This is a genomic window from Haloarcula sp. H-GB5, from assembly GCF_054850705.1.
The window spans coordinates 336,616-362,838 of the sequence record NZ_JBTWBG010000002.1 but is presented as its reverse complement, the minus strand read 5'-3'; the positions used below and the strand labels follow the sequence as shown (position 1 = coordinate 362,838).

The following is a 26,223-nucleotide window of genomic DNA, read 5'->3' as shown; positions in this document are numbered from 1 at the left end:
CGTCCTAGCACTGGTATGACTCACGTCGTTATCATCGGCGCGTATGGAAGTGCCGGGGCCGCAGTCGCCGGCGATCTTGTCGAGGCGGACGACATCGAACTCACGCTCATCGACAACGGCGAGCCCGGCGGCGGCCTCTGTATCCTCCGTGGCTGTATGCCATCGAAGGAAGTGCTCTCCGCAGGGGCACATCGCTTTCAGGCGCGCCACGACGACCGTCTCGTCGGCGACGTGCCCGAAGTTGATCTGGAGGCCGTCGTCGAACGCAAGGACGACCACGTGCTGGGCTGGGCCGGGCACCGCCGAGACTCCGTCCACGAGATGGCCGAGCGCGACGACGTGACGTTCATCCACGACACTGCCACGTTCGTCGACGAGCACACGGTTCGGGCCGGCGGCGAGGAACACGAGGCCGACTACGTCGTCATCGCGACCGGCTCCAGCGTGAACGTCCCGGACACGCCCGGCATCGACGAGGTCGACTTCATGACCAGCGACCAGGTACTCGATGCGACGGAGTTCCCTGACTCAGGTATCGTGATGGGCTTCGGGTACATCGGGATGGAGCTGGTCCCGTATCTGGCGGAGGCCGGCGGCATGGAGCTCACCGTTATCGAGCACGACGACCGGCCAATCGACGAAGGCGACCCGGAGTTCGGCGACGAGGCACTCGACATCTACGAGGACAACTGGGACGTGACCATTCCGACGAACTGCTACGAAAAGGAACTGGAGGAGACTGCGGACGGCGGCGTCCGCCTCACCGTCGAGTACGACGACGGGGGCGAGGAGACGTTCGAGGCCGACCAGCTGTTCCTGTTTACCGGTCGTCGCCCGACCGTCGAGGGGCTCGGCCTGGAGAACACACCCGTCTCCGTCGAAGGCGACTGGGCGAAAGACACGATGCAGACTCGTGACGCAGACCATATCTACGCCGTCGGCGACGTCAACGGCAAAGAGCCGATTCTCCACGTCGCCAAGGAACAGGGCTTCACCGCGGCCGAGAATATCCTCCAGCAGGAGGCCGGTGGCTCACTCGAAGAATACCGGAACGTCCACCACCACGTCATCTTCTCCGGGCTGGGCGTGTATCCGTTCGCTCGCGTCGGCCACAACGAGGAGACGGCGAAAGAGGCGGGCTACGACGTCGTCACGGCGACGCGACAGGCCAGCGACGATGGCGTGTTCAAGTCGAAAGACGTGCCCGAGGGGCTTGCGAAGCTCGTCGTCGACGCTTCGGATGGAACAGTACTCGGCTGGCAGGGCCTGCACTACCACGCGGACAGCTTCGCCAAGACGTTCCAGACCATCGTCGAACTCGGCCTTGACGTGCGTGACCTGCCGGACCGGGCCTACCACCCGACGCTCCCCGAAAACGTCGACGGCCTCATCCGAGACTGCGTCGACCAGCTATAGTTACTCGATCTGAATACCGGTCACGTCGAAGCGCGTACCGCCGTCCTCGCTTTCCGAGATGGTAATCCGAGCACCGTGTGCGTCGACGATTTCGGAGACGATAGCCAGCCCGAAGCCGGTCCCGTCGTCGCTTGTGGTGTAGCCGCGCTCGAACACCTTTTCACGCGTGTCCTCGGGAATACCGGGACCGTCGTCGGCCACGTAGAATCCCCGCCCGTCCGGCAGCGTCCCGACACGGACGGTTACGGGATCGTCGCTCTCATCGGCCGCCGTCTGACTGCTCCCGTGTTCCACGCTGTTTCGGAAGAGGTTCTCAAACAGTTGCTGCAGACGTGTCTGGTCACCCGTGATCCGCGCGTCCGTGTCGGCGCGTTCGAGCGTCGCGTCCGAACTCTCGACAGTGTCCCAGGCGGCTGTAATGATATCGTCTAGCGACGCTTCGGTCGCGTCAATGACTTTGTGGCCGCCGCGGGCGAGCGCGAGTACGTCGTCGATGAGTTCGTCCATCCGTTCGAGCGACCGCTGGAGTGCCTCGACGTGCTCCGGGTCCCCGTCGTACGCCTCGTCAACAAGCGTGAGCCGGCCGAACGCGACATTGAGCGGGTTCCGGAGGTCGTGGCTGACGACGCTGGCGAACTTCTCCAGTCGGTTTCGCTCGCGGGTGAGTTCCTGTTCGCGGCGTTCGCGCTCCTGTTCGTAGCTGACCCAGTTTCCCATCAACTCCACGAGCGTGACTTCCCACTCGGAGAAGGAATCGCGGGGCTCCGTGCCGTAGAAGCAGAACGTGCCGTACACCGAGCCGTCGACGACAACGGGCGTTCCGAGGTAACAGGAGACACCCATCTCCGCGTAGCCAGCCCGTTCAGCCAGTTCCGGTCGGTCTTCGGCGATATCGGCGAGGACCAGTGTCTGCTCCTCGACGACGGCCCGCTCGCAGTTCGTCGCGTCCAGTGGGACTGCATCGCCCGCCTCGATGGCTCCTGTCCGGTCGCGGACGATTTCGAAGACGTACATATCGCCATCGATGCGTGAGAGCGCGGCCGTTTCGGTTCCGAGGGCGTGCTGCCCGATTTCGAGCAGGCGCTCGACCTTGTCCTCGAAATCGAGATCCTTGCGGGAGATGACCCGGTAAATCTCACGGAGCGTCCGCTCTCTACCCCTGATTTCCTCCTCGTGCTTTTGCCGCTCAGTGATGTCACGGAAGTACACCGAAATCCCGGTTGGCGACGGGTACACAGATACCTCGAACCACGTCTGCAGTGGTTCGAAGTACGCCTCGAAGGACGCTGGCTCCTGCTGGGTCATCGCCTGTCGGTACTGCTTGCTGAACTCCGTTTCTTCGAGGGACGGGACCACTTCCCAGATGTTTTGCCCCAGCAAGTCGGTGGTCTCACCGTCCCCCGCCATCGCACGGCCGATGACGCGCCGGCCGCGTTCGTTGGCGTACGTGAACTCCCAGTTTTCATCAACCGCGAAGAACGCGTCGGTCATCCGGTCGAGGATGTCCGCCTCCTCCTGATAGCGGGCGACAGCGGAGGTAATTCGCTGTCGGAGCAGGTCCGTCTGCTCCGAAAGCGGCGTTTTCGTCACGTAGTCTGTGACGCCAGCAGAGATAGCGTCGCTGGCTACGCTCTCGTCGCCGTCGTCAGTGAAGAGGAGAAAGGGGAGGTCAAAGGGCTGGTCCCGAACGGCCCGTAGCAGTTCGATTCCGTCTCGGTCCGGGAGTCGGTACTCGCTAACGACGCAGTCGTAGGACACGTCTTCGAGTGCATTGAGCGCGTCGTCCGCCGTCTCACATACCGTCACAGTGAAATCGTCGGCGCTACCAGTCAGCGTCTCTTTAACCGCCGTGATGTCGTCGCAGTCCGCGTCGACATAGAGAACGCGTACCCTCCCGGTAGTTCCATCCGCCCCGTGACGGTTCGGCGTGGCCACGGGTGTATCCATACTCCTTCCAAGGCATGTGGCGGTAAAGTTGTACCGCCGGTAAGCTTTCATTACCAGGGTTTGAGCCGGTATAGCGCCCGGTCGCTCAGTCGGGGCGGCGGGAGGAAAGCACCGGAATCTCGTCGATACGGTCCGCGGAAAGCGCGTCCCAATCGACGCCCGTTGGCGTCGTGTGTGTGGTTGCCGTCTCGACAGTGCGGTCCGGCGTCACGATCCAGTCCATCGGCACGTCGTGGTCGTCGACGGGAACAGTGGTGTCGACGACGCCCGCCGGACCGCCCACGATCTGAAGTTCGTGGACCGTCGTCACGACCGGCGTCGTTCCGTCGACCAGCCCCAGTTCACGTAGGACGGCGTATTCGAGGTCGCTGTACCCCTCGCCCTTCCCGATTCGCGCGCCGTCTTCGGTAACCGCGACCGATCCCGACACTACGAGGTCGACGCTCCCGACCGCCTCGGGGCCGACCTGTCGGGCGTGATCCGCGACGTTCGAAATCGCCGGCGCGGCTTCGATGTCGTCGAGGTCGTCGGGGTCGAGTTCGTAGAAACAGCGCTCGTCCCGAAGCCGTGGTACAGCCATATACACCGTTTTGCCGGCCCGCAGCGCCGCCCGCCGAACCGGGAGCTGTGGCGAGTCCGGATTCGCCTTGACCGTCTCGGCGGCGTCCCAGACCGCCGTCTCGGCCAGGCGCTGTGCGGCCTCGCTCGCGCCCGCGAAGTTCGGAATCCGGTCGTGGGGCGGAAACGGAAACCGAGCGATACCGCGCTCTTCCAGCGCGTCCCAGACTGTTTCACGGATAGCTTGTTTGTCCATGGCGCTACGGCCTCCGGCGGCGGAACTGCTGTGTGCAGACCAGCGCCAGCAGTGCGACAAGCGCCGCGACAGCTGTGAATCCGGGACCGCTGGCGTCGGTCGTGGACTGGTCAGCGCTTGGCGTGTGGTCCGCGGGCGTGGGCTCGCTCGTTTTGGTCACCGCCGACCGGGGAACGTAGCTATCGGCGTCGTAGCGGTCCGGATAGAGCTGTGCGGTGGCGTTGTGGGCGAACGAGACCACGCTCCGCGGGGCGGGCTGGTTGATGTTCCGAGCCCGGACGGTGACTGTCGCGTTGGTCTCGCCCGCGGTCGTGCTGGCGTACGGCTCGGTCGTCGCGATGGTCGCCGTGTTCTCGGTAACGAAGAGGACCTCTGGGTCGAGCTGGAGGATGACCTCGTTGCTGAGCTGTGGGTATTTCTTGTGGTTGCGGGCCGCGACGTTTTCTGCGCCCGCGAGTTCGATGAGCGACGTGACGAAGGTGTTGCCCGCCGCTACGTACCCCCCGCCAAGCGGATACAGCGTCGTCGGTCTGTCTTCGGCATCGGCGGTGACCTGCTGAACGGAATCGACGTTCGCGTCCATCCAGGCGTTGGCTTCGCTCGCACCCTCGCAGTTACCGGTCAGGCGTCCGATAGTCGTCGTCTTTGTCCGGATATCCTCGATAGTCGTCGCGGCGGGGAGGTGATACACGGTGAGCCCGGCCTGTCGGAGCGGGGCCACGTCACCGGCGCTGGCGTTCGGCGCGATCACCAGATCCGGGTTCGTGCTGACGACGCGCTCGACGTTGACGCCGAAGCTCGCGGAGACGTTCGTTCGACTCTCAGCCCCGTCCAGATAGCTTGCATACTGGGTGAGCCCGACCACTTGGGAGCGGCCACCGATCTCCCACATCGTCTGGGCAGCCGAAGGGTTGGTCGTCGTGACTCGCTCCGGGCGTTCCTCGAGAGTGACCTCAGTCCCGGTCGCGTCGGTCATCGTGACGGGAAACGAGCAGTCGTCGGCCTGCGTGGCAGTTGTTGCTGCGGCCGGAGAGACGCCCGCAAGCGAGCCGACAAGCAAGACAAAGACACAGACGAGAGAAAGTCGTCGCATACCCTAGGCGGGTGTCAGGAGCAATAAATACTTATCTACTGCAACTGGGCTTTCATACATGCGTTTCGCGGGTCGGACCGTCGGGTGGTCGGCGGGGCTCGTCGCCGTCCTCTGTGCCGTGGTGACGACGAGCGCCGGCATCGGCCCGGTGTGGATCCCGCCCGATGTCGTGGGGAAAGTGCTGCTCAACGCCGTCGTCGTCCCGACTGGGATCTCGGTCTCAGGCCCTGCTGTCGATGTGACTACGGCCCACGTGTTCTCCTACGCCGTAAGCGACCTCCAGACACAGATCGTGATGCAGGTCCGACTTCCCCGGATACTGCTGGGCGCGGTCGTCGGCTTCTCGCTCGCCGCCGCGGGGACGATCATGCAGGGCATCTTCCGGAACCCGATGGCTGACCCCTCTATCATCGGCGTCTCCTCCGGCGCAGCGGTCGGCGCGGTCGGCTTCATCGTCGCGCCGGTCGTGATCCCGTTCGGACTTGGCCTCCGCGGCGCGGCCTTCGTGGGTGCGCTGGTCGCGGCCTTCGGCGTCTATCTCATCGCCACGCGGAACGGCCGGACACCGGTCGCGACGCTGTTGCTGGCCGGCGTCGCGATACAGACGTTTCTTGGCGCGGTGGTCTCCTTCCTGTTGCTCCACAGCGGCGAGAGTATCCGCCGGGCGCTGTACTGGCTGATGGGTCATCTCAAGGGTGCGTCGTGGCCCGAAGTGACCACCAGCGTCGTGCTCGTCGCCGTCCCGTTCGTCGTGTTGCTGGCGTACGCACGCGACCTGAACGTGATGCTGCTCGGCGAGGAAGACGCACAGAGCCTCGGCATCGAGGTCGAGCGGACCAAGCGGGTCCTGCTCGCGTTATCGGCTGTCATCACGGCAGCGGGCGTCGCGGTCGCCGGCATCGTCGGCTTCGTCGGCCTCATCGTTCCCCACGTGATGCGGCTGCTCGTCGGGCCTGACCACCGGATACTCCTCCCGACGGCGGCCCTCGCCGGGGCGTCGTTCCTCGTGGCAACGGACACCCTCGCGCGCTCCGGCAGCGCCGAGGTCCCGGTCGGCATCGTCACCGCCGTCCTCGGCGCGCCGTTTTTCCTGTATCTGCTCCGGAAGCGGGAGGTGCACGAACTGTGAGCGAACAGCCCGCGCCCGACAGTTCGGACCCAGAGCGGGGCCGCTCCGGTCCGATGCTCGACGTGTCCGACCTCGCGATGTCTTTCGACGACCAGTCAGTCGTCTCGGGCGTCGATTTCAGCGTCGACCGTGGGTCGCTCGTCGGCCTCGTCGGGCCCAACGGCGCGGGCAAGACGACCGTCCTGCGAGCGGTGAAGGGGACGCTCAACCCGGACACCGGAACAGTTCGCGTCGACGGCGAACCCATCCGAAGTAAATCCGCGAAGGCGGTGAGTCGCCTCGTCGCGAGCACGCCACAGGGCACCGCGCTGTCGTTCGACTTCAGCGTCAGACAGACCGTCGAGATGGGGCGGACACCGCATCTCGGCCGGTTCGACCGAATGGACGACGGCGACCGCCAAGCCGTCGAGACGGCGATGGAGCGCGCGAGCGTTGCCAAGTTCGCCGACCGGCCGTTCACCTCGCTCTCGGGCGGCGAGCGCCAGCGCGTCCTCCTCGCTCGGGCGCTCGCACAGGAGACGCCAGTGCTCCTGCTGGACGAGCCGACGGCGAACCTCGACATCAACCACGCCGTCCGGACGCTCGAACTCGTCCGGACGCTGGTCGAAGACGGGAAAACGGCCGTCGCCGCCATCCACGACCTCAATCTGGCCGCCCGGTACTGCGACGAACTGGTGTTGCTCGCCGGCGGCGGCATCCGTGCCGCGGGCCGTCCCGCCGATGTTCTCACGAGCGACACGCTGCGGGACGCTTTCGACGCGGAGACGCTGGTGACAACCCAGCCCGGCACCGACGCACCGCTTGTGACACCGCTGGCCAACCGGGAGTCGGTGGACCGTCGTGTCCACGTCGTTGGGACCGGCAAGCCGGCGGCGTCCGCGGTCTCGACGCTCGTCGGGGCTGGCTGTCGCGTCAGTGTCGGTGTTGTGCCCGCCGGGGATATAGCCGCCGAGCGCGCCCAGGACCTCGACTGTGAGGCGGTCACGGTCCCGGCCTTCGCCGGTATCGACGACGCGGCCCGCGAGCGCGCAGTAGAACTCGCCCGGGCCGCCGACGCCGTCGTGATAGCGGGCGAAACAGGTGACGGCAACAGCCCGGTCGTTGAGGCAGGTAATGCATGCCTCGCTGTCGAGACGAACGAGAGCACCCCCATAAGCACCACTCACGACACCGTGCCGCTGGCCTCGCTCCCCGAAGCGGTCGCATCCCTGCCGCTTGCAGCGGAACGTGACGCGACACCGCCACTCAATCAGTCGACAACAGACTGAGTCTACCGGCGATTGAGCTATCGCCGACCAAGAACAGCAACACCGATACTTTTCGCTCCCATACGTCGCCCGTGGACGACACGATTTCGTGGCTCCGGGGCCGGCCGTACTACGAGGGACAGATCGTCGACCAGCGGACGGTCCCGGGCCGGGACGCGCGGACCGCAGACTGCGAGGTTGCGGACCGGCTCGCCGGCGTCCTCGAAGATCGGGGCATCACGGACCTCTACACACATCAGGTGGACGCAATCGAGGCAGTCCGGTCCGGTGACAACGTTGTTCTCGCGACCGAGACAGCGAGCGGCAAGAGCCTCGCCTACACCGTTCCGGCGTTCGAGCGGGCGCTCGACCGCCGGGCAACGACGCTGTACATCGCACCACAGGTCGCGCTTATCAATGACCAGACCGAGACGCTGTCGGAGCTGGCGCAGGGACTCGGCTTCGCCTCCGGCGTCTCCGTCGCCCAGTACACCGGCCGGCAGTCGAAATCAGAAAAGGAGGCCATCCGCGAGCGCCAGCCGACCGTGTTGCTGACCACGCCGGACATGCTCCACTACGGCATCCTGCCCCACGCTCACCGGCTGTGGGACTGGTTCTTCCAGCGGCTCGAAACCGTCGTCATCGACGAGGTCCACGGCTACCGCGGCGTGTTCGGCAGCCACGTCTCGCTGGTGATGCGCCGCCTCCAGCGGGTCGCCGAGCGGTTCGACGCCGGGAGCAGGGGCACAGGAAACGACAACAGCACGGCGGGCGGCCCGGAGTGGGTCTGTTGCTCGGCGACTATCGGCAATCCAGTGGAGCACGCGGCAGCAGTCACCGGCCAGCCCGAGCCGTCGTTCGCGCTGGTCGACGAGGACGCCAGTGCCAGCGGGCCGCGTCACTGGCTGCTGTGGAACCCACCGGAGTACGAGGGCGACGGCTGGGGGAGCGGCCGCCGGAAGTCGAACCACGTCGAGACGAAACAACTGTTCGTAGACCTCGTCGAGCGCGGCCTCCAGACGGTCGTATTCGCCGGGTCGCGCCAGACGGCCGAGCGGTACGCCAGCGACAGCGCCGACGAACTTCGGAGCCGCGGGGAACACGACCTCGCCGACAGCGTCGGGGCATACCAGGCCGCGCTGACCGACGACCGACGGCGCGAGCTGGAGCAGGGCCTGCAATCCGGTGACCTGCGGGGCGTCTGGTCGACCAGCGCGCTCGAACTGGGCGTCGACGTGGGCGGCCTCGACGCCGTCCTGCTGGACGGCTACCCCGGCACGCGGATGCGGGCCTTCCAGCAGGCCGGGCGGGCCGGTCGCGGCACCGACCCTGCGCTCGTCGCGCTGGTCGGTGGCGAGGACCAACTGGACCAGTACGTCCTGCGCAACCCCGACGCGCTGTTCGAAACAGGTGCTGAACAGGCCGTGACCAACCCCGAAAACGAGCAACTCCTCCCGGACCACGTCCACACGGCCGCCTGTGAGAACTGGCTTTCGCCGAACGACGACCGTCATTTCGGCGAGACGTTCCCCGACGTGGTTTCCGGCCTTGAATCGGCCGGGAAGCTCGACCGCCGCCAGACCGACCAGGGAATGCGCTGGCTCGGCAACGGGAGTCCACACCACGAAATGAACCTACGGACCGTCGACGACGGCGAGGTGAAACTCGTGGCCAAGGGTGACGTGATAGCGAAACTCTCCGTCGAGGACGCACTCCGTGATGCGCACCCCGGCGCGATTTACCACCATCAGGGCCGGCGCTACGAGGTGACAGACCTCGATCTCGATACAGGTGTAGCAGAACTCGACCGGACGTGGGCTGATTACTTCACTCGCGTCCTGCACGACAAGACCATCACCGTCGAGGCGGACCTGGCGGAGCGGCGACTGCCGACCCGCGAGGACGTACCGGTCCGCTTCGCCTCAGTGACGATGCGCAAGCAGATCACTGGCTACGAGCGCCGCGACGGCTCCTCCGGGGAGGTGCTCGGCCAGCGTTCACTCGACCTGCCCGAGACGACACTGGAGACGAAAGCGCTGTACTACACTGTGCCGTCAGACCTAGAAAGTGAGATACGACAGGGCGCGTACGGGGCTGAGAGCAGCGCCAAGAGCAGGCGCGGAAGCGATAGCGGCGATCAGTCCGGCGATACAGCGACCGACGGTGGTGACACCGGCGACTTCCTTGGGGCCATCCACGCCGCCGAACACGCGATGATTTCGATGTTCCCCTTCGAGTACCTCTGTGACCGCGGCGACATCGGCGGCCTGTCGACGCCGCGCCATCCCCACACCGGCGAGCCGACCATCTTCATTTACGACGGGTACCCCGGCGGTATCGGGCTAACACGAGCGGGCTACCACGATATCGGGCCGCTGATGGACACCACGCTGTCGATGTTGAGCGCGTGTGACTGCGCCGACGGCTGTCCGGCCTGCGTGCAGTCGCCTCACTGCGGGAACGCCAACGACCCGCTGGACAAACACGGTGCAATACACCTGCTGGACGGGCTGATGGAGCAGTAACGAGACAGACAGCTCTGGAGACGACTCAGGCGTCATCCGCCGCTTTCGGCAGCGTGAGTCCGACAACGGCCCCCCGCGGCTCGTTATCTTCGACCCACACGTCGCCGCCGTACGCATCGACCAGCGTTCGGACGAGATAGAGGCCGACGCCGGTCCCCTCACTGTCCGGTCGCTTCTCGCCGCGCTCGAACACCGCCCGTTTCTGCTCGTCCGGGATTCCCGGGCCATTGTCGGCGACAGTGACGTTGACTGCGTCACCGTCGTCAGTGACGTTGACGACGATCGACGGCGTTGGTGAATCGTTGTGCTGGATGGCGTTAGTGAGAACGTTTCGGAACACCGAGGACAGAAGGTCGTCAGCTTGCACCTGTACCGGCGGGAACTCGTCCGGGACGGTGACCTGTGCGTCGGTGTACGTCGTTGTGATATCCTCGGTCACCGAGGACAGGACTGGCCCGAGAGCGACCGGCTCGGTCTCCCAGTCCGTCTGTCGCATTACCGTCGCAAGGTCTCCGGCTGTCTCAAGCAGTTCCGCGGCTGCCTGGCTGCTCTCCTGAATCCCGTCGACGTGTTCTAGGGCGTCGCCACTGCACTGGTCCCGGAGCAACTCCGCCCGTCCGTTGATGATCTGTAGGTGGTTCGTGAGGTCGTGACGGACGATCTGGTTCAACAGGTCGAGGTTGTCGCGCTGCCGTTTCAGCTCCCGCTCGCGCTCGATCCGTTCGAGGGCTGAGAGTGCGTTCTTCCCGAGGATATCGGCCAACTGTGCCTCACGCTCAGTCGGTTCGGCTCGCTCGTCCGTCCCAGCTGTCAAAAGCCCGTACTCTGCGAGCGGGACAGTGATACCCCCGTGCAGCGGTACATCCGCTGCGGCTTTCTCTTCCGAAACGAGAACTCGCTGTGTCTCGTCGGATTCGTACTGTTCCCACAGCCAACTCCCGCGCTCGTGTCGCATCACCTGGCCTGGGTCAGCACGGACCTCGACGTGCTCCCGGAGTGGCTCAGAGATGGTTACAGCTTTGAGTTCGCTGTCGGTGGCCTCCCAGAAGACACTGAAGGGAAAATCGAGAATCGCTGTTGCAGTCTCGACCGCGACTGTCGCGACTGTAGACTGGTCTTCGGCGGCCATCAGTCGCCGCATCGCTATATGTAGCTCCCCGATCTGATCTTCTGGAGGCACCTGATAGGGAAGGGAGTCGGAGTTTGACTCCATTTTTACTCCCTTATCCTGACTTGAATATAAATGTTCTTTTTGTATGGTAAAAGTACACGCCCAACACGGCCATCAAGAACGGTTCACTCGTAAATCCCCCATTCGTGTTCGACTTCCGACTCGATTACCGCGGCTAGCTGAAGTCTTCCAGTCGTAACTGATCGGGATCAATGCCGTCCGGCTCGCTCGCGCCGAGCAGACGAGGAAGGGCCGTATTCGCAAACGTCATGCCGACGACGAGCAGTATCGGTGCGAAGAACAGTCCGTAGAACCCCAGTACGACCGGTCCGAGCGTGTACGCGAGCATCAGGAGCCCGACGTGCGTGCTCTCGCCGCTGAGGAGTGGCCGGAGCAGCAGGTCCGGGATCGTGTCGACGACGACCACCGCGACGAGGAGGAACCCGAGCACGTACACGAGCAACGAGGATTGACCGTCGAGCACCACCGGGAGCGCGGTGACACCGGTCAGCGGGAGGTAGATTATTTTCATCCCGACGACGGGAATCAAGCTCGCGATACCGGTCAGCGCGCCGGCAAGCGTCGGGTACGGGACCTCGACAGCCGCCGGCGCGACGACGTTATAGCCGGTGAACGCGGCGATGGCGATAAGCGATATCGCCAACACGTTCAAGAGATTGCCAAACAGCACCGCTTCCAGTTCCTCGTCGACGGCTTCGAGGTACTCGCGGATGATGGCCTCGTCATCGAATCGGAGCAGCCACTCGCGGATGCGCCGCCCGTCCACGAGGAGATAGTACGTGACGATAGTTGTGATGAACAGATTGAGGAAGAACTGGGAGGCGACCGACGTGAGCACCATCGCGTTCTCGCTGAGGAAGTCGACGAACGGCGAGAGCTGTCCCGACTGATAGGCGCTGTACAGCCCTTCGACGGTGAGGTCTGGCACGGAGTCCGCGCCGTCCAGCCAGCTGACGTGTGCTGCGGCCACGTCCACGAGCGCGTACTGGGTGACGAACTGTCGGGCTTCGACGATGAGGAGGACGGCGGCATAGCTGACAAGCAACAGGAGAGGAATCGCCAGCGACGCCATGACGACGACCGCACGCACTCGCGCTGGAAGACGGAGCCTGCGAAGGGAGTTGTAGTACCGCCGCGTCGAATAATAAAGGAACACGGAGACAGTCAACGCCGCGATAAACTGATATGCGAGTACGCCGACCACCACCGCGACAGCGAGACCGAAGAGGGCGACGACGAAGCGCTTCTCGTCCATATACATACCACCTTATGAACAAGTATAAACGTACGGACGCTACGAATCTCGCAGACAGCACGGGCTTTGAACCTGTGTCGGCCGGCGGTTACTCGGTTCGCTCGTGTGTCGGCCCGACGCTGTCGTGAATCCCGATGTCGCCGGAGAGTTCGTGCTGGCTCGTGTCGCTGAGGTCGATGCCCTCCGCGTGGCAGTCCTCCTTCACCTGCTGGATGAACGCGGCCCTGACCGACGCGAGTCGGTTCCGCCGTTCGTTGGGGATCCAGATCCGGCCCGTCAGGATGACTGCCGTCGACGCGAGATCGGAGACTCTGGCTGTCGGCGCTGGCTTCTCCGAGACGTGGTCGAGATCGCGGGCTGCGTTCTCGATGATGGCCTGGACCGTTTCGATGTCGTCCTCGTAGCTGACGCCGAACTGGTAGGAGATCCCGATAGGCCCGGTCGAGGTCTGGTTCGTCACCGCGCTCGTCGCCAGCGCCGTGTTCGGGACGACGATGCGCTCGTTATCCGGCGTCCGAATCCGAGTCACGCGCAGGTCGATGTCGACGACTGTGCCCTGCATCCCGTTCCAGGCGATGACATCACCGACGTTCAGGTCCGGATCCGTCACGATGAACGCGCCGGCGACGAAGTTCCCGAGTACGTCCTGTGCCGCCAGCCCCACCGCCAGCGTGATGCCAGCCGCCAGCAGTGTCGACCCGGCGAGCGCGCCCCGGAAGCCCGCAACGCTAGCCCCGATGACCACCGCAAAGACCACCGACAGCAGGTGGACGGCACTGGTGAGAGCGCTGGCGACCGTCTTATTCGTCGCCGTCCGTGACAGGGCCCACCGAGTCGCTGGCACGACGATGAGCCGGCCGATAGCGTAGAGGAGCGCCGCAGCGGCGAGGAACTGCGCCCCGTCGCTCGCAAGTTGTCCGTACGTCGAGACGATATCGATATCCAGACCCGCCGGGAACTGCATATCGTCTCTCGTAGCCCAATAGGTATGAAATCAAGGTGTCATATCCGAGCTGGTAGCGACCACAGCTCCGCCATACCCATCACCCGACGCGCTCATTTACAATCACCCCCACTCGGCGAATTCCAATTCACCGAGTTGGCTCGCGCGGCAGTGCCGCGCGTCACCCAACTCGTTCGTTCAGAATGAGCCTCGTCTTCGTCCCCACGACCTCCTCCAACTCACGCGCCTGCGTGATGAGTCCGTTGACCGCGTCGGTGTCGGCGGCGTCGACGACGACGACGATATCCTCCTCGCCGGAGACTTGCCACACGAAATCGACCTCCTGCCAATCGGCGATACGGTCCGAAACCTCGGCCGTATCGACGTTGACATCGACGCTGACCTCGATCATCGCTTTCACGTTGCCAGTCCGCGTCGCGACAGTGAAGCGTTCGATAACGCCGTCCTCGACCAGTCGTTCGACGCGGTTTCGCACGGTCCCTTCCGACGTTCCGACTCGGTCTGCGATTTCCGTGTACGGGGTCCGAGCGTCCCGGCGGAGTATCGAGAGTATCTCTCTGTCGAGGTCGTCCATCGAGATGTGACAGTATCACCGGTCGTAACTTGAGGATTACGAAATTCGAAACTCGTCTTCGAAAGCAACCCTTATGCCCCACTATAGTATACGCATCTCGTAATGGCTGACGCATACGTGGCAATCGAAGGCGACCGCGTCATCGAGGCGCGCGCTCGTGCTCCGGGGACGGCCCGCGGCGAACTGGTCTTTACAACGGCGTACACCGGGTACGAGGAGAGTCTCACTGACCCATCCTACGAGGAACAGGTCCTGACGTTCTCCTATCCGCTCATCGGGAACTACGGCGTCCGAGAGGAGCGCTTCGAGTCGGACCGCATCCACCCGCGTGCGGCAGTGGCTCGCGAGATGACCGACGACGTGGCCGAGTGGCTCGAATCAGAGGGTATCCCGGCCGTCGACCACCTCGATACGCGCGACATCGTCACCGAGATCCGCGACGAGGGCGCGATGAAATGCGGGATCGCCGCCGGGCCGGACGTGACCGAGCAGGACGCGCTCGACGAACTCCACGAGTGTAAGCACATGTCCGACCACACCGACATCGGCGCGCAGGTCTCCGTCGACGACGTGGAGGTCCACAACGAAGGCGGCGACGGTGCGACGGTCGCGCTGGTCGACTGCGGTGCGAAGGGCTCCATCACCGAGTCGCTCGTCGAACGCGACGCCGAGGTCCATGTGTTCCCCTACGACGCCAGCGAGGACGACGTGGCCGCGGTCGACCCGGATCTGCTGTTCATCTCGAACGGTCCCGGCGACCCAGAGAACTTCGAACAGGCCGGCGAACTCGTCGAAACCTACGTCGGCGACGTGCCGCTCGCAGGCATCTGTCTCGGCCAGCAGGTCGTCGCCAACGCGCTCGGCGGCGAAACTGAGAAGATGGAGTTCGGCCACCGTGGCGTGAACCAGCCGGTCCGTGACCTGCGCTCCAATCAAGTCGTGATGACGACACAGAACCACGGCTACACCGTCGCCGACCCCGGCGACAAGCTCGACGTGACCCAGGTCAACGTCAACGATGACACGCCGGAAGGGCTGGAAAACGACGACCTGAACATCATCACGCGCCAGTACCACCCCGAGGCCAACCCCGGTCCGCACGATTCGCTCGGCTTCTTTGATGATGTGCTAGGGATGGCAGGGGAGTAGCGAGGGGCGCGCGAAGCGCGGCCCTCGGAATTGCGAGCGGAGCGGGACCTTCGGTCCCGCAGGCCGTCGGGCGGCGATACCGCCCGACGACGGGGAACAACGTGACCCGCGAGTACTGGCGCGGTTCGAAGCGAGCGAAGCGGGTGAGAACTGTGAAAGGTGAACGGCGAAGCCGTGAGCAGGGAGAGCCCGAGCGTAGCGAGGGGTCTCCGGATATCCGAACGGTGAGTGGTAACGAACCGTGAGGAGAGCGAGGGGCGCGCTTACGGGGAGTGGCCCTCGAATTGCGAGCGGAGCGGGAACGAAGTGACCCGCGAGCAATAATGCGGTTTGCACACGCATGAACCACGTCTGTCAGTCGCTGTCGTCGTCGATTGGCTGCCCGCGGTAGTATGTGGTCTGGTCGCTGTCTCCGGTTTCGTTCGTGTTGTTCTGCGGTGCGACGGGGCGGCCGCGATACATCACCCGGTTGGCGGTGTCGTCGCCGTCGATCGCGTCCGGACTGTCCTGCTGATGGTTTTCGATGAACTCTGCGGCCTCGTTGAGGGTTGTCTTGTCGGTCTTGCGATGCACCCAGCAGTGGTACATTTTCCGCGGGGTGCGGAGCGCGAGGCGGTGCGCACGGAACCCGGACTTGGTGGTAACGTCGGCAACTGCCTCGTGTGGGATTTCGATGACCTCGTCGTCCTCGTCTTTCCCGATGAGGCAGAGCGTCCGGCGGCCGGTGACCAGAATGACCGTCCGTCGGTCCCCGACCGGTGAGTCGGTCTTGCGTTTCGTCCCGCGCCCGATGCCGCGCTTCCCGTTGGTCAGAAGATACGCCGGGGCTTCCGCGCCGTCGAGGTACGTCAGCGGTGGGTTGTTCAGCGGTGGTGACTCGGAGAAGCGGCTCTTGTATCCAGCGAGGACACCTACCGTTACCGAATCACCGGGCGCCATCTCCGCAACTGTCTCCGCCCGCTTGGTGACGTCCTCTATCATCGGCTTCCCGGAGCGGCGACAGCGATTGCAACGCGATCCATACAGCTAGTGTCACAGCCCCAGAAATGAGTGTTACGAACGTGCCATTATTGTCCCAGGATAGGACAGATGGTTACCAATAGCTGAGCAGGTACTACCTATGGCCACCATATCTGCTCAGCAGTTCAGATATGTAATACTTGATGGACTGGTGCATGGAGAACAGCCGTTACGGCACAGACGCTCTATAATTCCTGTCTGACGCCCCTGAACTCGAATCGTGCGCCGCCGTCGTCGCTCTCAGTCACGGACACCGACCAGTCATGTGCCGCCGCTATCTCCTTGACGATAGCGAGACCAAAGCCGGTGCCACCATCGGTAGTGGTGTAGCCGCTCTCAAATACGGTTTTGTGTTGTTCAGCCGGGATGCCGCCGCCATCATCGGCGACATAAAAGCCCGAATCGTTGATATTGCCGATCTCGACAGTGACAGCCGGGCCGCCGTGTGTCACAGCGTTGTTGATGAGATTCTCGAGGAGTTGGCGAACGCGGCTCTCGTCGGCGTAGATCGTGCTCTCGGCAGTGACTTCGAGGGTGGCATCAGACGTCTCGACGGCGTGCCAGCAGGACTGCACAGTCGATTCGAGGTCGAGCGGTTCCGTTTCGGATACCGTGTCCCCCTCACGTGCGAGCGTCAGCAGATCCTCGATGAGTTCCTTCATGCGGTCGATTGCACGGTAACAACGGTCGAACTGCTCGTCATTTCCGGTGTCTCTGGCGAGGGCGAGTGAGCCTTCGAGGACGCTAAGCGGGTTCCGGAGGTCGTGGCTAACGATGCTCGCGAACTCTTCGAGCCGGTCGTTCTGCCGCTCCAGTTCTTCTCGGTACTCGATGCGGTCGGAGATATCCCGAGAGATAGCAACGAGTCTATCGATCTCTCCGTCAGCGAAGATCGGTGTCACCTGCGTCTCCCAGACACCAGTCGGGTGGAGGTCCCGCTCCTCGAACGTGATGGTTTCACCGGCCGAGACACACCGGTCGTAGTGGTCGGCGATTCGACGACCGCTGTCCGGGCCAGCAGCTTCGACTGGGGTCTGACCGGTCAGTGACTCGGTGTCGAACCCGCTCTGTCGTTCGTATGCCTCGTTCGTCCGGACGTAGCGGAACGTCGGATCGTCTGCCGACTCCTCGATGTCGACGAGCGCGATGGCGTCGTTCGTGTTCTCGAACACCGCCTCGTACTCGTCGGTGAGGCGGGCCAACTCCCGCTCGCGCCGTTTCTGTTCGGTGATGTCGGTCGCAACGACACAGAGGGCATACGGCTCGCCATCCTCGTCGAGTATCGGCGTCTTCCGCGTCAGATGTGTCCGCTCCGTCCCATCGACGGGAATCACCGTCTCGACTTCGACGGTCTCTTTCTGTTCGAGGGCTCGCTGATCGTCGGCGTGGGTCTGCTCCGCGATGTGGTCCGGGAGAATATCGTAATCACTCGTCCCGACGACGGACTCGTCAGCGTCGATCCCGTAGAGGTCACGGGCCGCGCTGTTGATGAAGAGAAAGCGGCTGTCAGTATCTTTCATCAGGATGTACGTCGGCGCTGTATCGAGAATGACCTGCAGTTTGCGGCTCGTGTCTTCGAGGGCCTGTTTCCGTTCTTTGTGGTCGGTCACGTCCTGATGGATCCCCACCGCACGGACCGGGTCGCCGTGCCCGTCGCGTTCGAACACCTTGCCGATGTCGCGGATCCAGCGGTAGTCGCCGGCGGCCGTCTTGAGCCGGTGGTCACATTCGTATATTTCCGTCTCACCATCGAGGTGGGCGTCCAGTGCTTCGTAGGTCCGATCGCGGTCTTCGGGGTGGATCAGCTCGTCCCAGGTGTCGACCGACGGGTCGAGTTCGTCGAGCGAGTAGCCGAGCATATCGGCCCAGCGCTCGTCGAAGGTGACTTCGTCCGTCTTGACGTTCCAGTCCCAGACGCCGAGTTCGGCACCCTCGAGCGCGAGTTCGTGGCGTTCCGTGAGCGTTCTGAGCTCTTGCTGTCGATCAAGTCTGGAAAGCGCCTCCTCAGTGTTGGCAGCGAGGGTCCGCATCAGTGAGATCGATGCGTCCTCGAACGCATCGGCATCGGTCGACGCGGCGATTAGCACGCCGTGATCGCCCAGTGGGATCAGAATCTCGCTGCTGATGTCGGTATCGGGGTTGTAGCGGCCAGAATTCGTGGAAACATCGTCGAAGACGCGCTGTTCGCCGGAGTCGAACACCTCCCAGACGAGGCTGTCGCCCTCGCTAAACGTGGGGTGGTCGTCGATGATCGCCCGTGCCTGATCGGTCACTGCAGTCGGTCTGAGAGCGTCGGCCGACTCGTCGGCGAGAAAGACAGCGCTGAGCGGCAATCCGAGCAGGTCGCGTGCGGTTTCGACGACCAGTTCGGCGACAGCCTCGCGTGACTCAGCGTGCATCAACTTCCGGGTCGTGTCGTGTAGCGCCTCGATACGCTGCTGTCGCTGCCGGCGCTCCGTTATCTCCTGAAACTGCGAGAAGATCGCGACGGTCTCCCCGTCCTCTCGGATGATGCGGTTGTGCCACTCACAGACGATCTGCTCGCCATCGCCGGTTTCGATGTCGAGTACTGTGTAGTAGCCCCCACTGCCTTCCTTCAGGGCCGTGATCGTCTCTTCGACCGCATCCAGCGCCGAGTCCGGGACGAGCGTCTCGAACTCCTCGCCGACGAGGTCCGCGTCCCCGCGCCGCAGAATCTCCTCGCCTTTCTCGTTGACCTGAACCACCTCGAAGCTCTCGTCCCATTCGATGACGCCGAGCGGTGACTTATCGATAAACAGCGAGAGCCGCTTCCGGCTCGCATCCAGTGCCCGCTGTGACCGGTACTGCTCGACCGCGTTGGCGATGCGGTTGGCCAGAATCGTGTACTGGTCAGTACCTTGCTGCTTCTGGAGGTAGTCCGTCACACCAGCCGAAATCGCCTCACTGGCCACTTCCTCAGAGCCTTTCCCAGTAAAGAGAATGAACGGGAGGTCTTCATCGACAGCCCGGACGGACTCCAGAAACTCGATGCCGTCTTGCTCGGGCATATCGAAATCGGAGACGACACAGTCGATCGGTTCCTCACTGAGCCGAGTCAGTCCCTCGTCCGCCGACGTTGCCGAGACCACGTCGAACCGGTCGTCAGTACGACTGAGAAACGCTGCCGTCATCGACGCAAACTCGGGGTCGTCCTCGACGTGTAGGACACGCACGACATCGGCCATGAAGTGTATGTGAACGTGTCCAACGAATAAGTATTTGTGCCTATCTGTTCGAGTGACAGGAATCAGTGCCGCCGCGGTGCCTGACCGAATCCCGAGACCGACCGATCGCGTTACTCAGCGCCCCACTCGCGCTGGGTCTTTGGCCGTTCGTCGATGGCCTGGACGGCGAGTGGCTGGTCGGCGGAGTTGATCGCTTCCAGCGCCGCCTCGGCGCTCTCGTGGGTCGAGAAGTACGTCACGGTCTCCTCGACGCAGGCCTCCAGCACGTCGCGGTCGCGGGAGAGGACGAGGTCGACCTCGCCGCTCTGGATAGCGTCGATGATGGCGTCGGTGTCGTCGTAGTCATCGAAGTCCTGTACGTCGAAGTGCTCCTCGAAGCCGAGGATCGGCAGGTCGACGATGGCCGTCCCCTCAAGCGGGATTGCCTTGCCGACGGCCATCTGGGCCTTCTGGTAGGCCTTGCCGAAGGAGCCGGCGGTCCCCATGACCTCGCCGGTGGATTTCATCTCGGGGCCGAGACGCGGGTCCGAACCAGGCAGGCGGTCGAACGGCAGGACGACCTCTTTGACAGAGACCTGCTCGGGAATCTGCTCCTGCACGTCGAGTTCCGAGAGCGTCGTGCCGGACATCACCTTGGCGGCGATCTTCGCTATCGGGACGCCGGCCGTCTTTGAAATGAACGGGACGGTACGGGACGAGCGCGGGTTCGCTTCGAGGACGAACACCTCGCCGTCACGAACAGCGAGCTGGACGTTCAGCAGGCCGACGGTGTCAAGCGCGTCGGCGATATCCTCGACGACCTCGCGGATACGTGGCATCACGTCCTTGATCTCCTGAGAGCGCGGCGGAATCATACAGGCGGAGTCGCCCGAGTGGATGCCCGCCGTCTCGACGTGTTCCATCACGCCGCCGATGAGGACGTCGTCCTCGTCTGCCACAGCGTCGACGTCCAGTTCGACGGCGTCGGCGAGGAACTCGTCGACCAGAATCGGCTTGTCCGGGCTGACGCGGACGGCTTCCTCGATGTACGTTTCGAGGTCTTCGTCGTTGTACACCACGTCCATCGCGCGGCCGCCGAGTACGTAGCTCGGGCGTACGAGGACGGGGTAGCCGATGTCGTGGGCCAGATCGAGGGCCTCCTCCTTGGAAGTCGCTGAGCCGCCTTCGGCCTGTGAGATGCCGAGTTCGTCCATCAGCTTGTTGAACCGGTCGCGGTCCTCGGCGAGGTCCATCGCGTCGACGGAGGTCCCCATGATCTCACAGTCGAGGTCGCGGCGTTCGAGTTCCTGTTCGAGCGGGTGGCCGATGTCGACGGAGGTCTGGCCGCCGAACTGGACCATCACACCGTCGGCGTCGGTTGCTTCGATCACGTCGGCGACTTCCTCGGCGGTGACCGGTTCGAAGAACAGCCCGTCGGACGTGTCGTAGTCAGTCGACACCGTCTCGGGGTTGTTGTTGACGACGTGGGCGTCGATACCCAGTTCCTCCAGCGCGCGGACGGCGTGGACCGAACAGTAATCGAACTCCACGCCCTGCCCGATACGGATGGGGCCGCCGCCGACGACGACGACGCTTTCGAGGTCCGGGTCGATCTGGAGCTCGTCGCGGTCGATACCCGACAGCGGGTCCCGCGTCGAGTAGTAGTACGGCGTCGTCGCCTCGAACTCGCCGGCACAGGTGTCGACGAGCTTGAAGTCGCGGTCGGTCGTGTCGGTCTCGACGTTCTCGATCTGCACACCGCTACCGTCGGTTGCCGCCTCGACTTCCGGCTCGTCGCCGCCGTTTTCGTCGAGGTCAGCCGGGAGCCAGGAGACGTGCGTGTCGTTGAACTCGCCGCCGGCCAGCGCCGTGATCTCCTGATCGGTGAAGCCGGCCTGTGCGGCAGTCTCGTAGTCGCCCTCGCGGGCGGCGTCGGCGGCGTCAGCGACCTCTTTGAACCGCTCGACGTACCACTCCTTAATGTCGGTTATCTCGACGACTTCCTCGACGGTGTAGCCGCGGCAGAACGCCTCGAACATCGCGTACGGGCGGTCGGGCGTCGGCTTTTCGAGGTACTCCGTTTCGAGTTCCGCGTCGTCGATCTCGTTGAAGTCAGCGGCCGGGTTGTACTCCGAGGAGCGAAGTGCCTTCAGCAGGCTCTCGGGGAAGGTCCGGCCGATAGACATCGCCTCGCCGGTGGATTTCATCGCGGTCGAGAGCTCGAATTCCGTGTCGCGGAATTTGTCGATGGGCCAGCGCGGCACTTTCGTCACGACGTAGTCTATGGCCGGCTCGAAGGCAGCAGTCGTCTCGCCGGTGATTTCGTTGTCGATTTCGTGGAGGCGCTTGCCGAGCGCGACCTTCGCGGTGACCCGAGCAATCGGGTAGCCGGTCGCCTTCGAGGCCAGCGCCGAGGAGCGGGAGACACGCGGGTTCACCTCGACGACGCGGTACTCGCCGCCGGGCGTGCCGTCGTCGTGCCAGGCGAACTGGATGTTACAGCCGCCCTGAATACCGAGATTACGGATGACCTTCAGCGCGGAGTCGCGCATCTCCTGATGGCCCTCGTCGGGGATGACTTGCGAAGGGGTGACGACAGTCGACTCCCCGGTGTGGATACCCATCGGGTCGATATTCTCCATGTTGCAGATGATGATACAGGAGTCGTCGGCGTCGCGCATCACCTCGTATTCGAGTTCGACCCAGCCGGAGATGGACTCGGTGATGAGGACCTCGTTGTTGCGCGAGAGGCGCAGGCCCTTGCGGACGCGTTCGATGAGTTCGTCCATCTCGTCGACGACGCCGGAACCGGAGCCACCCAGCGTGTACGTCGTGCGTGCGATGACGGGGAGCCCGCCGACCTCGTCGACGGCCGCTTCGACGCGGTCGATAAGCGAGTCCTCGTCTAAGTCGGTGACCGACTCGCCCTCGTCGAGCGTGATGGTCGTCGAGCGCGGCACCGGTTCGCCGATGTCTTCCATCCGCTGTTTGAACAGGTCGCGGTCCTCCGTCGCGTAGATGGTGTCCAGTGGCGTCCCCATCACATCCACGTCGTACTCGTCGAGGACGCCCTCCTCGGCGAGTTCGGCCGTGACGTTCAGTCCGGTCTGGCCGCCCAGGCCGGCGATGACGCCGTCGGGGTTTTCCTTCCGGATGATCTCAGAGATGGCTTCGGTGTTGATGGGTTCGAGATACACTTTGTCCGCCATCTCCGGGTCAGTCATAATCGTCGCCGGGTTCGAGTTCACGAGCACGACGCGGGCACCCTCTTCCTGAAGGGCACGACACGCCTGTGCGCCGGAGTAATCGAACTCGGCCGCCTGTCCGATTTTGATCGGGCCACTGCCGATGAGCAGGATTGTACGGTCCTCGTCCGCTGTCATTGTACGAGCGGAGTCTACACATCGTAATAAGCCCGGCGAAACAATGCGAAGCTCGAAGTCTAATTTCGAATATCGTAACGGCTGAGTGTCACACGGTTGGCTATCTCATAGAGGTGGCGTAAGGAAGAATTCCGGCGGCAGCGGTGCTGAGAGCGGTCAGTTGTCGCTATCGGGAACGCGGTAGCGGTAGGGCTGACCCTGAATGACTTCGACCTCGCCGGACTGGGCACGACGACCGAGGACTGTCGCAACACGGTGGGCGCTCCCGAACGCCTCGTCGTGTTCTTCGAGCAGGTCACAGATCTCGCGGGCCGTCAGTGTGCCGTCGGCGTCGGCTTCTTCGAGCACTGTCAGGATGCGCTCGAACTCTCCCTCACGCATAGCCATACACAGTTACAACACCGCTACCATCATATAACACCGTCAGACAACAGTCAGACGGCATATTTCGGGGAATCAGCCGACGGCGGCGTGTCGCTGGCTGTCGGACAGTTCGGGGTCGCTGTCTGTCGCGTTCCCCCAGCGCTGTTGGACCCACGCCGGTCGGGAAACGGTTGTGTCACCGATTGCGGAGTACCGTATTTCGTAGCTGACCGGAGCTTTTCTGGAGCGGTCCCAGTACGAGACGGTGAGCGACTGGACGAGGCCGTCCGGTCGGACAGTCGCCTGCACGCTGTAATTGTTGGCCGGTTTGAACGCCGACGGCGGCTCCGTCGCCGTGAGCGTCACGCGACAGGCGTCACAGTCGTCCCTCGGGTGCTCAACGCTGACGTTCGTCGCGAAGTAGGCTTCGATGAGTCGGGCGGGGTCAGGATCGAGTACCCCGCTGACCGGGGTTGGCCGCCTCGTTGCGGTCCAGGCCCCCTCAGTTCGCTCGTCGTAGACATAGCGTCGGTTCCCGTTGGTATACACCCGTTTGGTGTAGTTCTGGTCGACAATTTCGGTCCGAAACTGGTAGTGATATCTGTCTTCGACGACGAGCGAGACGACCTGCGTTCCCCACTCCAGCGACAGCCGCATACCCAGCACGTACGAGCGGTTCCGCGTCGCACGCCGGTGGGCCGCTGCGAGTCGCCTAGCATCGACAGTGTCCCCAGTCACAGCGGGGGCGGCCCGGCCGTCCTGTGGCTGTTCGGGGACCGGAACTGGCGTCACCGCCTGTCGCTCCGCTCCACCGAAGGCTCCACAGCCCGCAAAAAGTAAGAGCGCAAGCAGGACCGCGACGCGACCCGCCATGCGGGAGTATGCGAGCCCGCGCCACTAAGTACTCAGGACGCAGCGGGCCTCAGATCGCGGTGTCAGATCTGCCGTCGAAGTCCCGCTCGTCGCGGTACTGCTCAACGAACGCGTCGACGTCGAACTGAAGCATCTGCTCCTCGAACTCCGCCATCACGTCGTCGTCCTCGGCGTGGCTGATAGCGTGTTCCATCAGTTCCACGAGCAGTTCGACGACAACTTCGTGAAGGCGGCGGGAGTCGAAGTCGCTCACCCACGCAAGCGAGAAGCCGACTGAGCCGTCCTCGCTGGTGTCGGCGGCGACGACCTTTTCGGGGAACTCCTCCATCACGACGCCCATCAGGTGGACAGTCGTGAATTCGTCGTAGTCGTCGTTGGTCTCGATAGTCGCGTGGAGTACCTCAGTGAGAAACTCCGGCACGAACCGTGCCAGCGGGTGCGGATCGAGCACGACGGCGTGCGTGTTGCCACAATCACACGCGAACTCCCGCATACCCAGATGGAGATCATGCGTGTCGACGAGTTCGCCACAGGCCAGTTCGAGTTCGGACTCGCGCCCGCCGGGCACGCGCGGTTCAGCCATTACCCGTGATTGGTCGCTCGCGTGGTTAAAGGCCGCGATACGAACTACAGCGGTTTAGAGCCCGCCGATGGACTCCGTCTCGTGGTCAGACTCAGTCGCCTGGAGGTATGCGACAGTCGTCACAGCAATCGAGAACACGCCGACGACGCCAGAGAGGATCGTCGAAACCGTCGTCAAAACCATTGGCGGCAACGAGATCGGGAGAAAGCCGAAGGCACCTCCGAGAACGAGTCCAAGCACCGCGAGCACGACAGCGATAACAAACGTGGCGAGGAGGTTGTCGGTGACGAGACTGATGCTGTTGCTGATGGACTCGATAACCCCGCTGTCGTTCAGTGCGATCTCCTGCCGGACGAAGAAGAACAGAAGCGCCAGGACCAGTCCAGGAATGATGATGAAAACGAGTCCAACGACTACTGCGATGCCAGTGAGAATACCAGCGGCGATCCCGATCGCAACGGTCTTGCCCAGCCGTCGACCGACATTGTCGGGAATCGGGTCGTTGGCATCACTGGCAAAGGCACGAATCGTGACGATGTTCAGCGCCTCGCTGGCGATAAACAGCGCGAGCGCACTGACGGCGGCCACAGCAACCGGTACATCGAGGGCTAACGCCGTATTACTGCTCATCGCCGCCTGATTGGCCTGTGCACTGGGTGGCAGCGTTTCCAGAAACAGGTCAAGCAGACCCTGGGACAGCGATGCCCAGATGACACCGTTGGCCAATCCGAGTACAATGAATGCGCAAGCAAACACTGCACCGCGTTCACTGAGAAACTCGTCGATACCGTCTTGGAAGGCACGGCCGATTTGGAGGGCCATACACGACACCCCTAACTGGGGAAATATAAAACTAGTCGAAGCGTAGATTCCCCCCGCCGACAACGGAGTTGCGTCGCCTAGGGCCAGTCGTCGCGCTGCTCGTCCTCGTCGGTTGTCGCGTCCGGTGTCTCCGGTTCACCGAGGTCCCAGTCGGCCGCCTCCGAAGCCTGCGTGACGGGGAGGTACTCCCAGCCCGCCGTCTCGGCCAGATCGGCGTCCTCGTCGTCAGCGCCGACGAAGACGTGCCGGTCAGTGTCGAACTGCTCTTTGACGTTTTCGAGGCTCTCCTCGCGGCCGCGCGGCCCAGAGAAGAAGTCCTGTCTGATCCGGTGTTTCCGGGTGAAGTTGGTCACGACGTAGGTGGGCTGTTCGGAGATGACGCCGACGTATTCGGACCACTGGCGCGCGTCGTTGAACACGCTGTCCGGGTAGGCCAGTTGCTTGAGGGCGTCGAGGTCGAACGCGAGTGTCATATCGCCGCTGCCGCCATCCATACGCGCCTCTCCGCTTTAGGGCGAAAAAAGGGCGTCGTTCTCCCGCTGACAGTCACCGCGGGCGATACTGGTCTTGCTCGGCGAGCCGGCGAAGCCGCCACCGTCATCGCCTGTTTCGTCTGCCTCACTCTCACCCGACTGGCCACTATGACGGGAGAATCGGGCAAGAACGCAAGAAAGGGCGTCACGCATACG

Annotated in this window: 21 protein-coding genes; 5 read left to right on the top strand and 16 right to left on the bottom strand. The window is 63.6% G+C overall.

Annotated features, from left to right (window positions below; genetic code table 11):
• Positions 1 to 15 precede the first annotated feature (15 nt).
• On the top strand, positions 16 to 1,416 hold the full coding sequence (locus tag ACYJ11_RS09770; RefSeq protein WP_005535936.1) for a dihydrolipoyl dehydrogenase family protein: 1,401 nt from the start codon (positions 16 to 18) through the stop codon (positions 1,414 to 1,416).
• Here ACYJ11_RS09770 and ACYJ11_RS09765 read toward each other — a convergent pair whose 3' ends face one another.
• The 3 genes from ACYJ11_RS09765 to ACYJ11_RS09755 all read right to left on the bottom strand — a co-directional run bounded on the left by ACYJ11_RS09765 (position 1,417) and on the right by ACYJ11_RS09755 (position 5,270).
• Positions 1,417 to 3,363 carry a sensor histidine kinase gene (locus ACYJ11_RS09765; protein WP_461647633.1) on the bottom strand — a complete coding sequence of 649 codons (1,947 nt, stop codon included), beginning with the start codon at positions 3,361 to 3,363 and terminating at the stop codon, positions 1,417 to 1,419. It abuts the gene before it with no gap.
• An 85-nt stretch (positions 3,364 to 3,448) separates the two neighbouring features.
• Positions 3,449 to 4,177: a 5-formyltetrahydrofolate cyclo-ligase gene (locus tag ACYJ11_RS09760; protein WP_461647632.1), complete on the bottom strand. Its 729-nt coding sequence runs from the start codon at positions 4,175 to 4,177 to the stop codon at positions 3,449 to 3,451.
• Between the two features lie 4 nt (positions 4,178 to 4,181).
• On the bottom strand, positions 4,182 to 5,270 hold the full coding sequence (locus ACYJ11_RS09755) for a PGF-CTERM-anchored ABC transporter substrate-binding protein (RefSeq protein WP_461647631.1): 1,089 nt from the start codon (positions 5,268 to 5,270) through the stop codon (positions 4,182 to 4,184).
• 58 nt (positions 5,271 to 5,328) lie between these two features.
• Here ACYJ11_RS09755 and btuC point away from each other — a divergent pair, with 58 nt between their 5' ends.
• The 3 genes from btuC (at position 5,329) to ACYJ11_RS09740 (ending at position 10,171) form a co-directional block, all read left to right on the top strand.
• Complete coding sequence (btuC, locus tag ACYJ11_RS09750) at positions 5,329 to 6,399, top strand: vitamin B12 ABC transporter permease BtuC (RefSeq protein ID WP_421643387.1); 1,071 nt, start codon at positions 5,329 to 5,331, stop codon at positions 6,397 to 6,399.
• The gene (locus tag ACYJ11_RS09745) at positions 6,396 to 7,667 is read left to right on the top strand and encodes an ATP-binding cassette domain-containing protein (RefSeq protein WP_461647630.1); all 1,272 of its coding nucleotides are present in this window, start codon (positions 6,396 to 6,398) and stop codon (positions 7,665 to 7,667) included. Before btuC ends, ACYJ11_RS09745 begins: the two co-directional genes overlap by 4 nt.
• 71 nt (positions 7,668 to 7,738) lie before the next feature.
• Positions 7,739 to 10,171: a DEAD/DEAH box helicase gene (locus tag ACYJ11_RS09740; protein ID WP_461647629.1), complete on the top strand. Its 2,433-nt coding sequence runs from the start codon at positions 7,739 to 7,741 to the stop codon at positions 10,169 to 10,171.
• 25 nt (positions 10,172 to 10,196) lie between these two features.
• On the opposite strand, the gene ACYJ11_RS09735 is transcribed toward ACYJ11_RS09740, so the two are convergent.
• The 4 genes from ACYJ11_RS09735 to ACYJ11_RS09720 form a co-directional block, all read right to left on the bottom strand.
• Entirely contained in the window at positions 10,197 to 11,384 is a 1,188-nt protein-coding gene (locus tag ACYJ11_RS09735; RefSeq protein ID WP_461647628.1) for a sensor histidine kinase, read from the bottom strand.
• Between the two features lie 133 nt (positions 11,385 to 11,517).
• Positions 11,518 to 12,618: an AI-2E family transporter gene (locus tag ACYJ11_RS09730; RefSeq protein WP_461647627.1), complete on the bottom strand. Its 1,101-nt coding sequence runs from the start codon at positions 12,616 to 12,618 to the stop codon at positions 11,518 to 11,520.
• 88 nt (positions 12,619 to 12,706) lie between these two features.
• Positions 12,707 to 13,582 carry a mechanosensitive ion channel family protein gene (locus tag ACYJ11_RS09725; protein ID WP_461647626.1) on the bottom strand — a complete coding sequence of 292 codons (876 nt, stop codon included), beginning with the start codon at positions 13,580 to 13,582 and terminating at the stop codon, positions 12,707 to 12,709.
• 160 nt (positions 13,583 to 13,742) lie between these two features.
• A complete protein-coding gene (locus ACYJ11_RS09720; RefSeq protein ID WP_004593789.1) occupies positions 13,743 to 14,156 on the bottom strand; it encodes an Lrp/AsnC family transcriptional regulator in 414 nt (137 codons plus the stop codon).
• Positions 14,157 to 14,258: 102 nt separating this feature from the next.
• Between ACYJ11_RS09720 and carA the strand changes: the two genes are divergently transcribed.
• Positions 14,259 to 15,305, top strand: coding sequence for a glutamine-hydrolyzing carbamoyl-phosphate synthase small subunit (gene carA, locus ACYJ11_RS09715; protein ID WP_461647625.1), 1,047 nt, complete (start codon positions 14,259 to 14,261; stop codon positions 15,303 to 15,305).
• A 354-nt stretch (positions 15,306 to 15,659) separates the two neighbouring features.
• On the opposite strand, the gene ACYJ11_RS09710 is transcribed toward carA, so the two are convergent.
• From ACYJ11_RS09710 to ACYJ11_RS09670, 9 genes are all read right to left on the bottom strand, one after another.
• A complete protein-coding gene (locus tag ACYJ11_RS09710; protein ID WP_461647624.1) occupies positions 15,660 to 16,286 on the bottom strand; it encodes a hypothetical protein in 627 nt (208 codons plus the stop codon).
• A 224-nt stretch (positions 16,287 to 16,510) separates the two neighbouring features.
• A complete protein-coding gene (locus ACYJ11_RS09705; protein ID WP_461647623.1) occupies positions 16,511 to 19,531 on the bottom strand; it encodes a PAS domain S-box protein in 3,021 nt (1,006 codons plus the stop codon).
• A gap of 110 nt (positions 19,532 to 19,641) precedes the next feature.
• Entirely contained in the window at positions 19,642 to 22,893 is a 3,252-nt protein-coding gene (gene carB / locus ACYJ11_RS09700; RefSeq protein WP_461647622.1) for a carbamoyl-phosphate synthase large subunit, read from the bottom strand.
• A 156-nt stretch (positions 22,894 to 23,049) separates the two neighbouring features.
• Positions 23,050 to 23,280 carry a hypothetical protein gene (locus ACYJ11_RS09695; RefSeq protein ID WP_188977889.1) on the bottom strand — a complete coding sequence of 77 codons (231 nt, stop codon included), beginning with the start codon at positions 23,278 to 23,280 and terminating at the stop codon, positions 23,050 to 23,052.
• Between the two features lie 69 nt (positions 23,281 to 23,349).
• The gene (locus tag ACYJ11_RS09690) at positions 23,350 to 24,129 is read right to left on the bottom strand and encodes a hypothetical protein (RefSeq protein WP_461647621.1); all 780 of its coding nucleotides are present in this window, start codon (positions 24,127 to 24,129) and stop codon (positions 23,350 to 23,352) included.
• Positions 24,130 to 24,178: 49 nt separating this feature from the next.
• Entirely contained in the window at positions 24,179 to 24,712 is a 534-nt protein-coding gene (locus ACYJ11_RS09685; protein ID WP_229775278.1) for a DUF5815 family protein, read from the bottom strand.
• 54 nt (positions 24,713 to 24,766) lie between these two features.
• Complete coding sequence (locus ACYJ11_RS09680; RefSeq protein ID WP_461647620.1) at positions 24,767 to 25,534, bottom strand: DUF7847 domain-containing protein; 768 nt, start codon at positions 25,532 to 25,534, stop codon at positions 24,767 to 24,769.
• A 77-nt stretch (positions 25,535 to 25,611) separates the two neighbouring features.
• Positions 25,612 to 26,028: a DUF7124 domain-containing protein gene (locus ACYJ11_RS09675; protein WP_188977881.1), complete on the bottom strand. Its 417-nt coding sequence runs from the start codon at positions 26,026 to 26,028 to the stop codon at positions 25,612 to 25,614.
• Between the two features lie 15 nt (positions 26,029 to 26,043).
• A complete protein-coding gene (locus tag ACYJ11_RS09670) occupies positions 26,044 to 26,220 on the bottom strand; it encodes a hypothetical protein (protein WP_461647619.1) in 177 nt (58 codons plus the stop codon).
• Between the last annotated feature and the right edge of the window lie 3 nt (positions 26,221 to 26,223).

Excerpts from the sequence above, each read along its gene's own strand:
- ACYJ11_RS09770 (WP_005535936.1), top strand. The coding sequence starts at position 16 with ATGACTCACGTCGTTATCATCGGCGCGTATGGAAGTGCCGGGGCCGCA.
- ACYJ11_RS09765 (WP_461647633.1), bottom strand. The coding sequence starts at position 3,363 with ATGGATACACCCGTGGCCACGCCGAACCGTCACGGGGCGGATGGAACT.
- ACYJ11_RS09760 (WP_461647632.1), bottom strand. The coding sequence starts at position 4,177 with ATGGACAAACAAGCTATCCGTGAAACAGTCTGGGACGCGCTGGAAGAG.
- ACYJ11_RS09755 (WP_461647631.1), bottom strand. The coding sequence starts at position 5,270 with ATGCGACGACTTTCTCTCGTCTGTGTCTTTGTCTTGCTTGTCGGCTCG.
- btuC (WP_421643387.1), top strand. The coding sequence starts at position 5,329 with ATGCGTTTCGCGGGTCGGACCGTCGGGTGGTCGGCGGGGCTCGTCGCC.
- ACYJ11_RS09735 (WP_461647628.1), bottom strand. The coding sequence starts at position 11,384 with ATGGAGTCAAACTCCGACTCCCTTCCCTATCAGGTGCCTCCAGAAGAT.
- ACYJ11_RS09730 (WP_461647627.1), bottom strand. The coding sequence starts at position 12,618 with ATGGACGAGAAGCGCTTCGTCGTCGCCCTCTTCGGTCTCGCTGTCGCG.
- ACYJ11_RS09725 (WP_461647626.1), bottom strand. The coding sequence starts at position 13,582 with ATGCAGTTCCCGGCGGGTCTGGATATCGATATCGTCTCGACGTACGGA.
- ACYJ11_RS09720 (WP_004593789.1), bottom strand. The coding sequence starts at position 14,156 with ATGGACGACCTCGACAGAGAGATACTCTCGATACTCCGCCGGGACGCT.
- carA (WP_461647625.1), top strand. The coding sequence starts at position 14,259 with ATGGCTGACGCATACGTGGCAATCGAAGGCGACCGCGTCATCGAGGCG.
- ACYJ11_RS09710 (WP_461647624.1), bottom strand. The coding sequence starts at position 16,286 with ATGATAGAGGACGTCACCAAGCGGGCGGAGACAGTTGCGGAGATGGCG.
- ACYJ11_RS09705 (WP_461647623.1), bottom strand. The coding sequence starts at position 19,531 with ATGGCCGATGTCGTGCGTGTCCTACACGTCGAGGACGACCCCGAGTTT.
- carB (WP_461647622.1), bottom strand. The coding sequence starts at position 22,893 with ATGACAGCGGACGAGGACCGTACAATCCTGCTCATCGGCAGTGGCCCG.
- ACYJ11_RS09695 (WP_188977889.1), bottom strand. The coding sequence starts at position 23,280 with ATGGCTATGCGTGAGGGAGAGTTCGAGCGCATCCTGACAGTGCTCGAA.
- ACYJ11_RS09690 (WP_461647621.1), bottom strand. The coding sequence starts at position 24,129 with ATGGCGGGTCGCGTCGCGGTCCTGCTTGCGCTCTTACTTTTTGCGGGC.
- ACYJ11_RS09685 (WP_229775278.1), bottom strand. The coding sequence starts at position 24,712 with ATGGCTGAACCGCGCGTGCCCGGCGGGCGCGAGTCCGAACTCGAACTG.
- ACYJ11_RS09680 (WP_461647620.1), bottom strand. The coding sequence starts at position 25,534 with ATGGCCCTCCAAATCGGCCGTGCCTTCCAAGACGGTATCGACGAGTTT.
- ACYJ11_RS09675 (WP_188977881.1), bottom strand. The coding sequence starts at position 26,028 with ATGGATGGCGGCAGCGGCGATATGACACTCGCGTTCGACCTCGACGCC.
- ACYJ11_RS09670 (WP_461647619.1), bottom strand. The coding sequence starts at position 26,220 with ATGCGTGACGCCCTTTCTTGCGTTCTTGCCCGATTCTCCCGTCATAGT.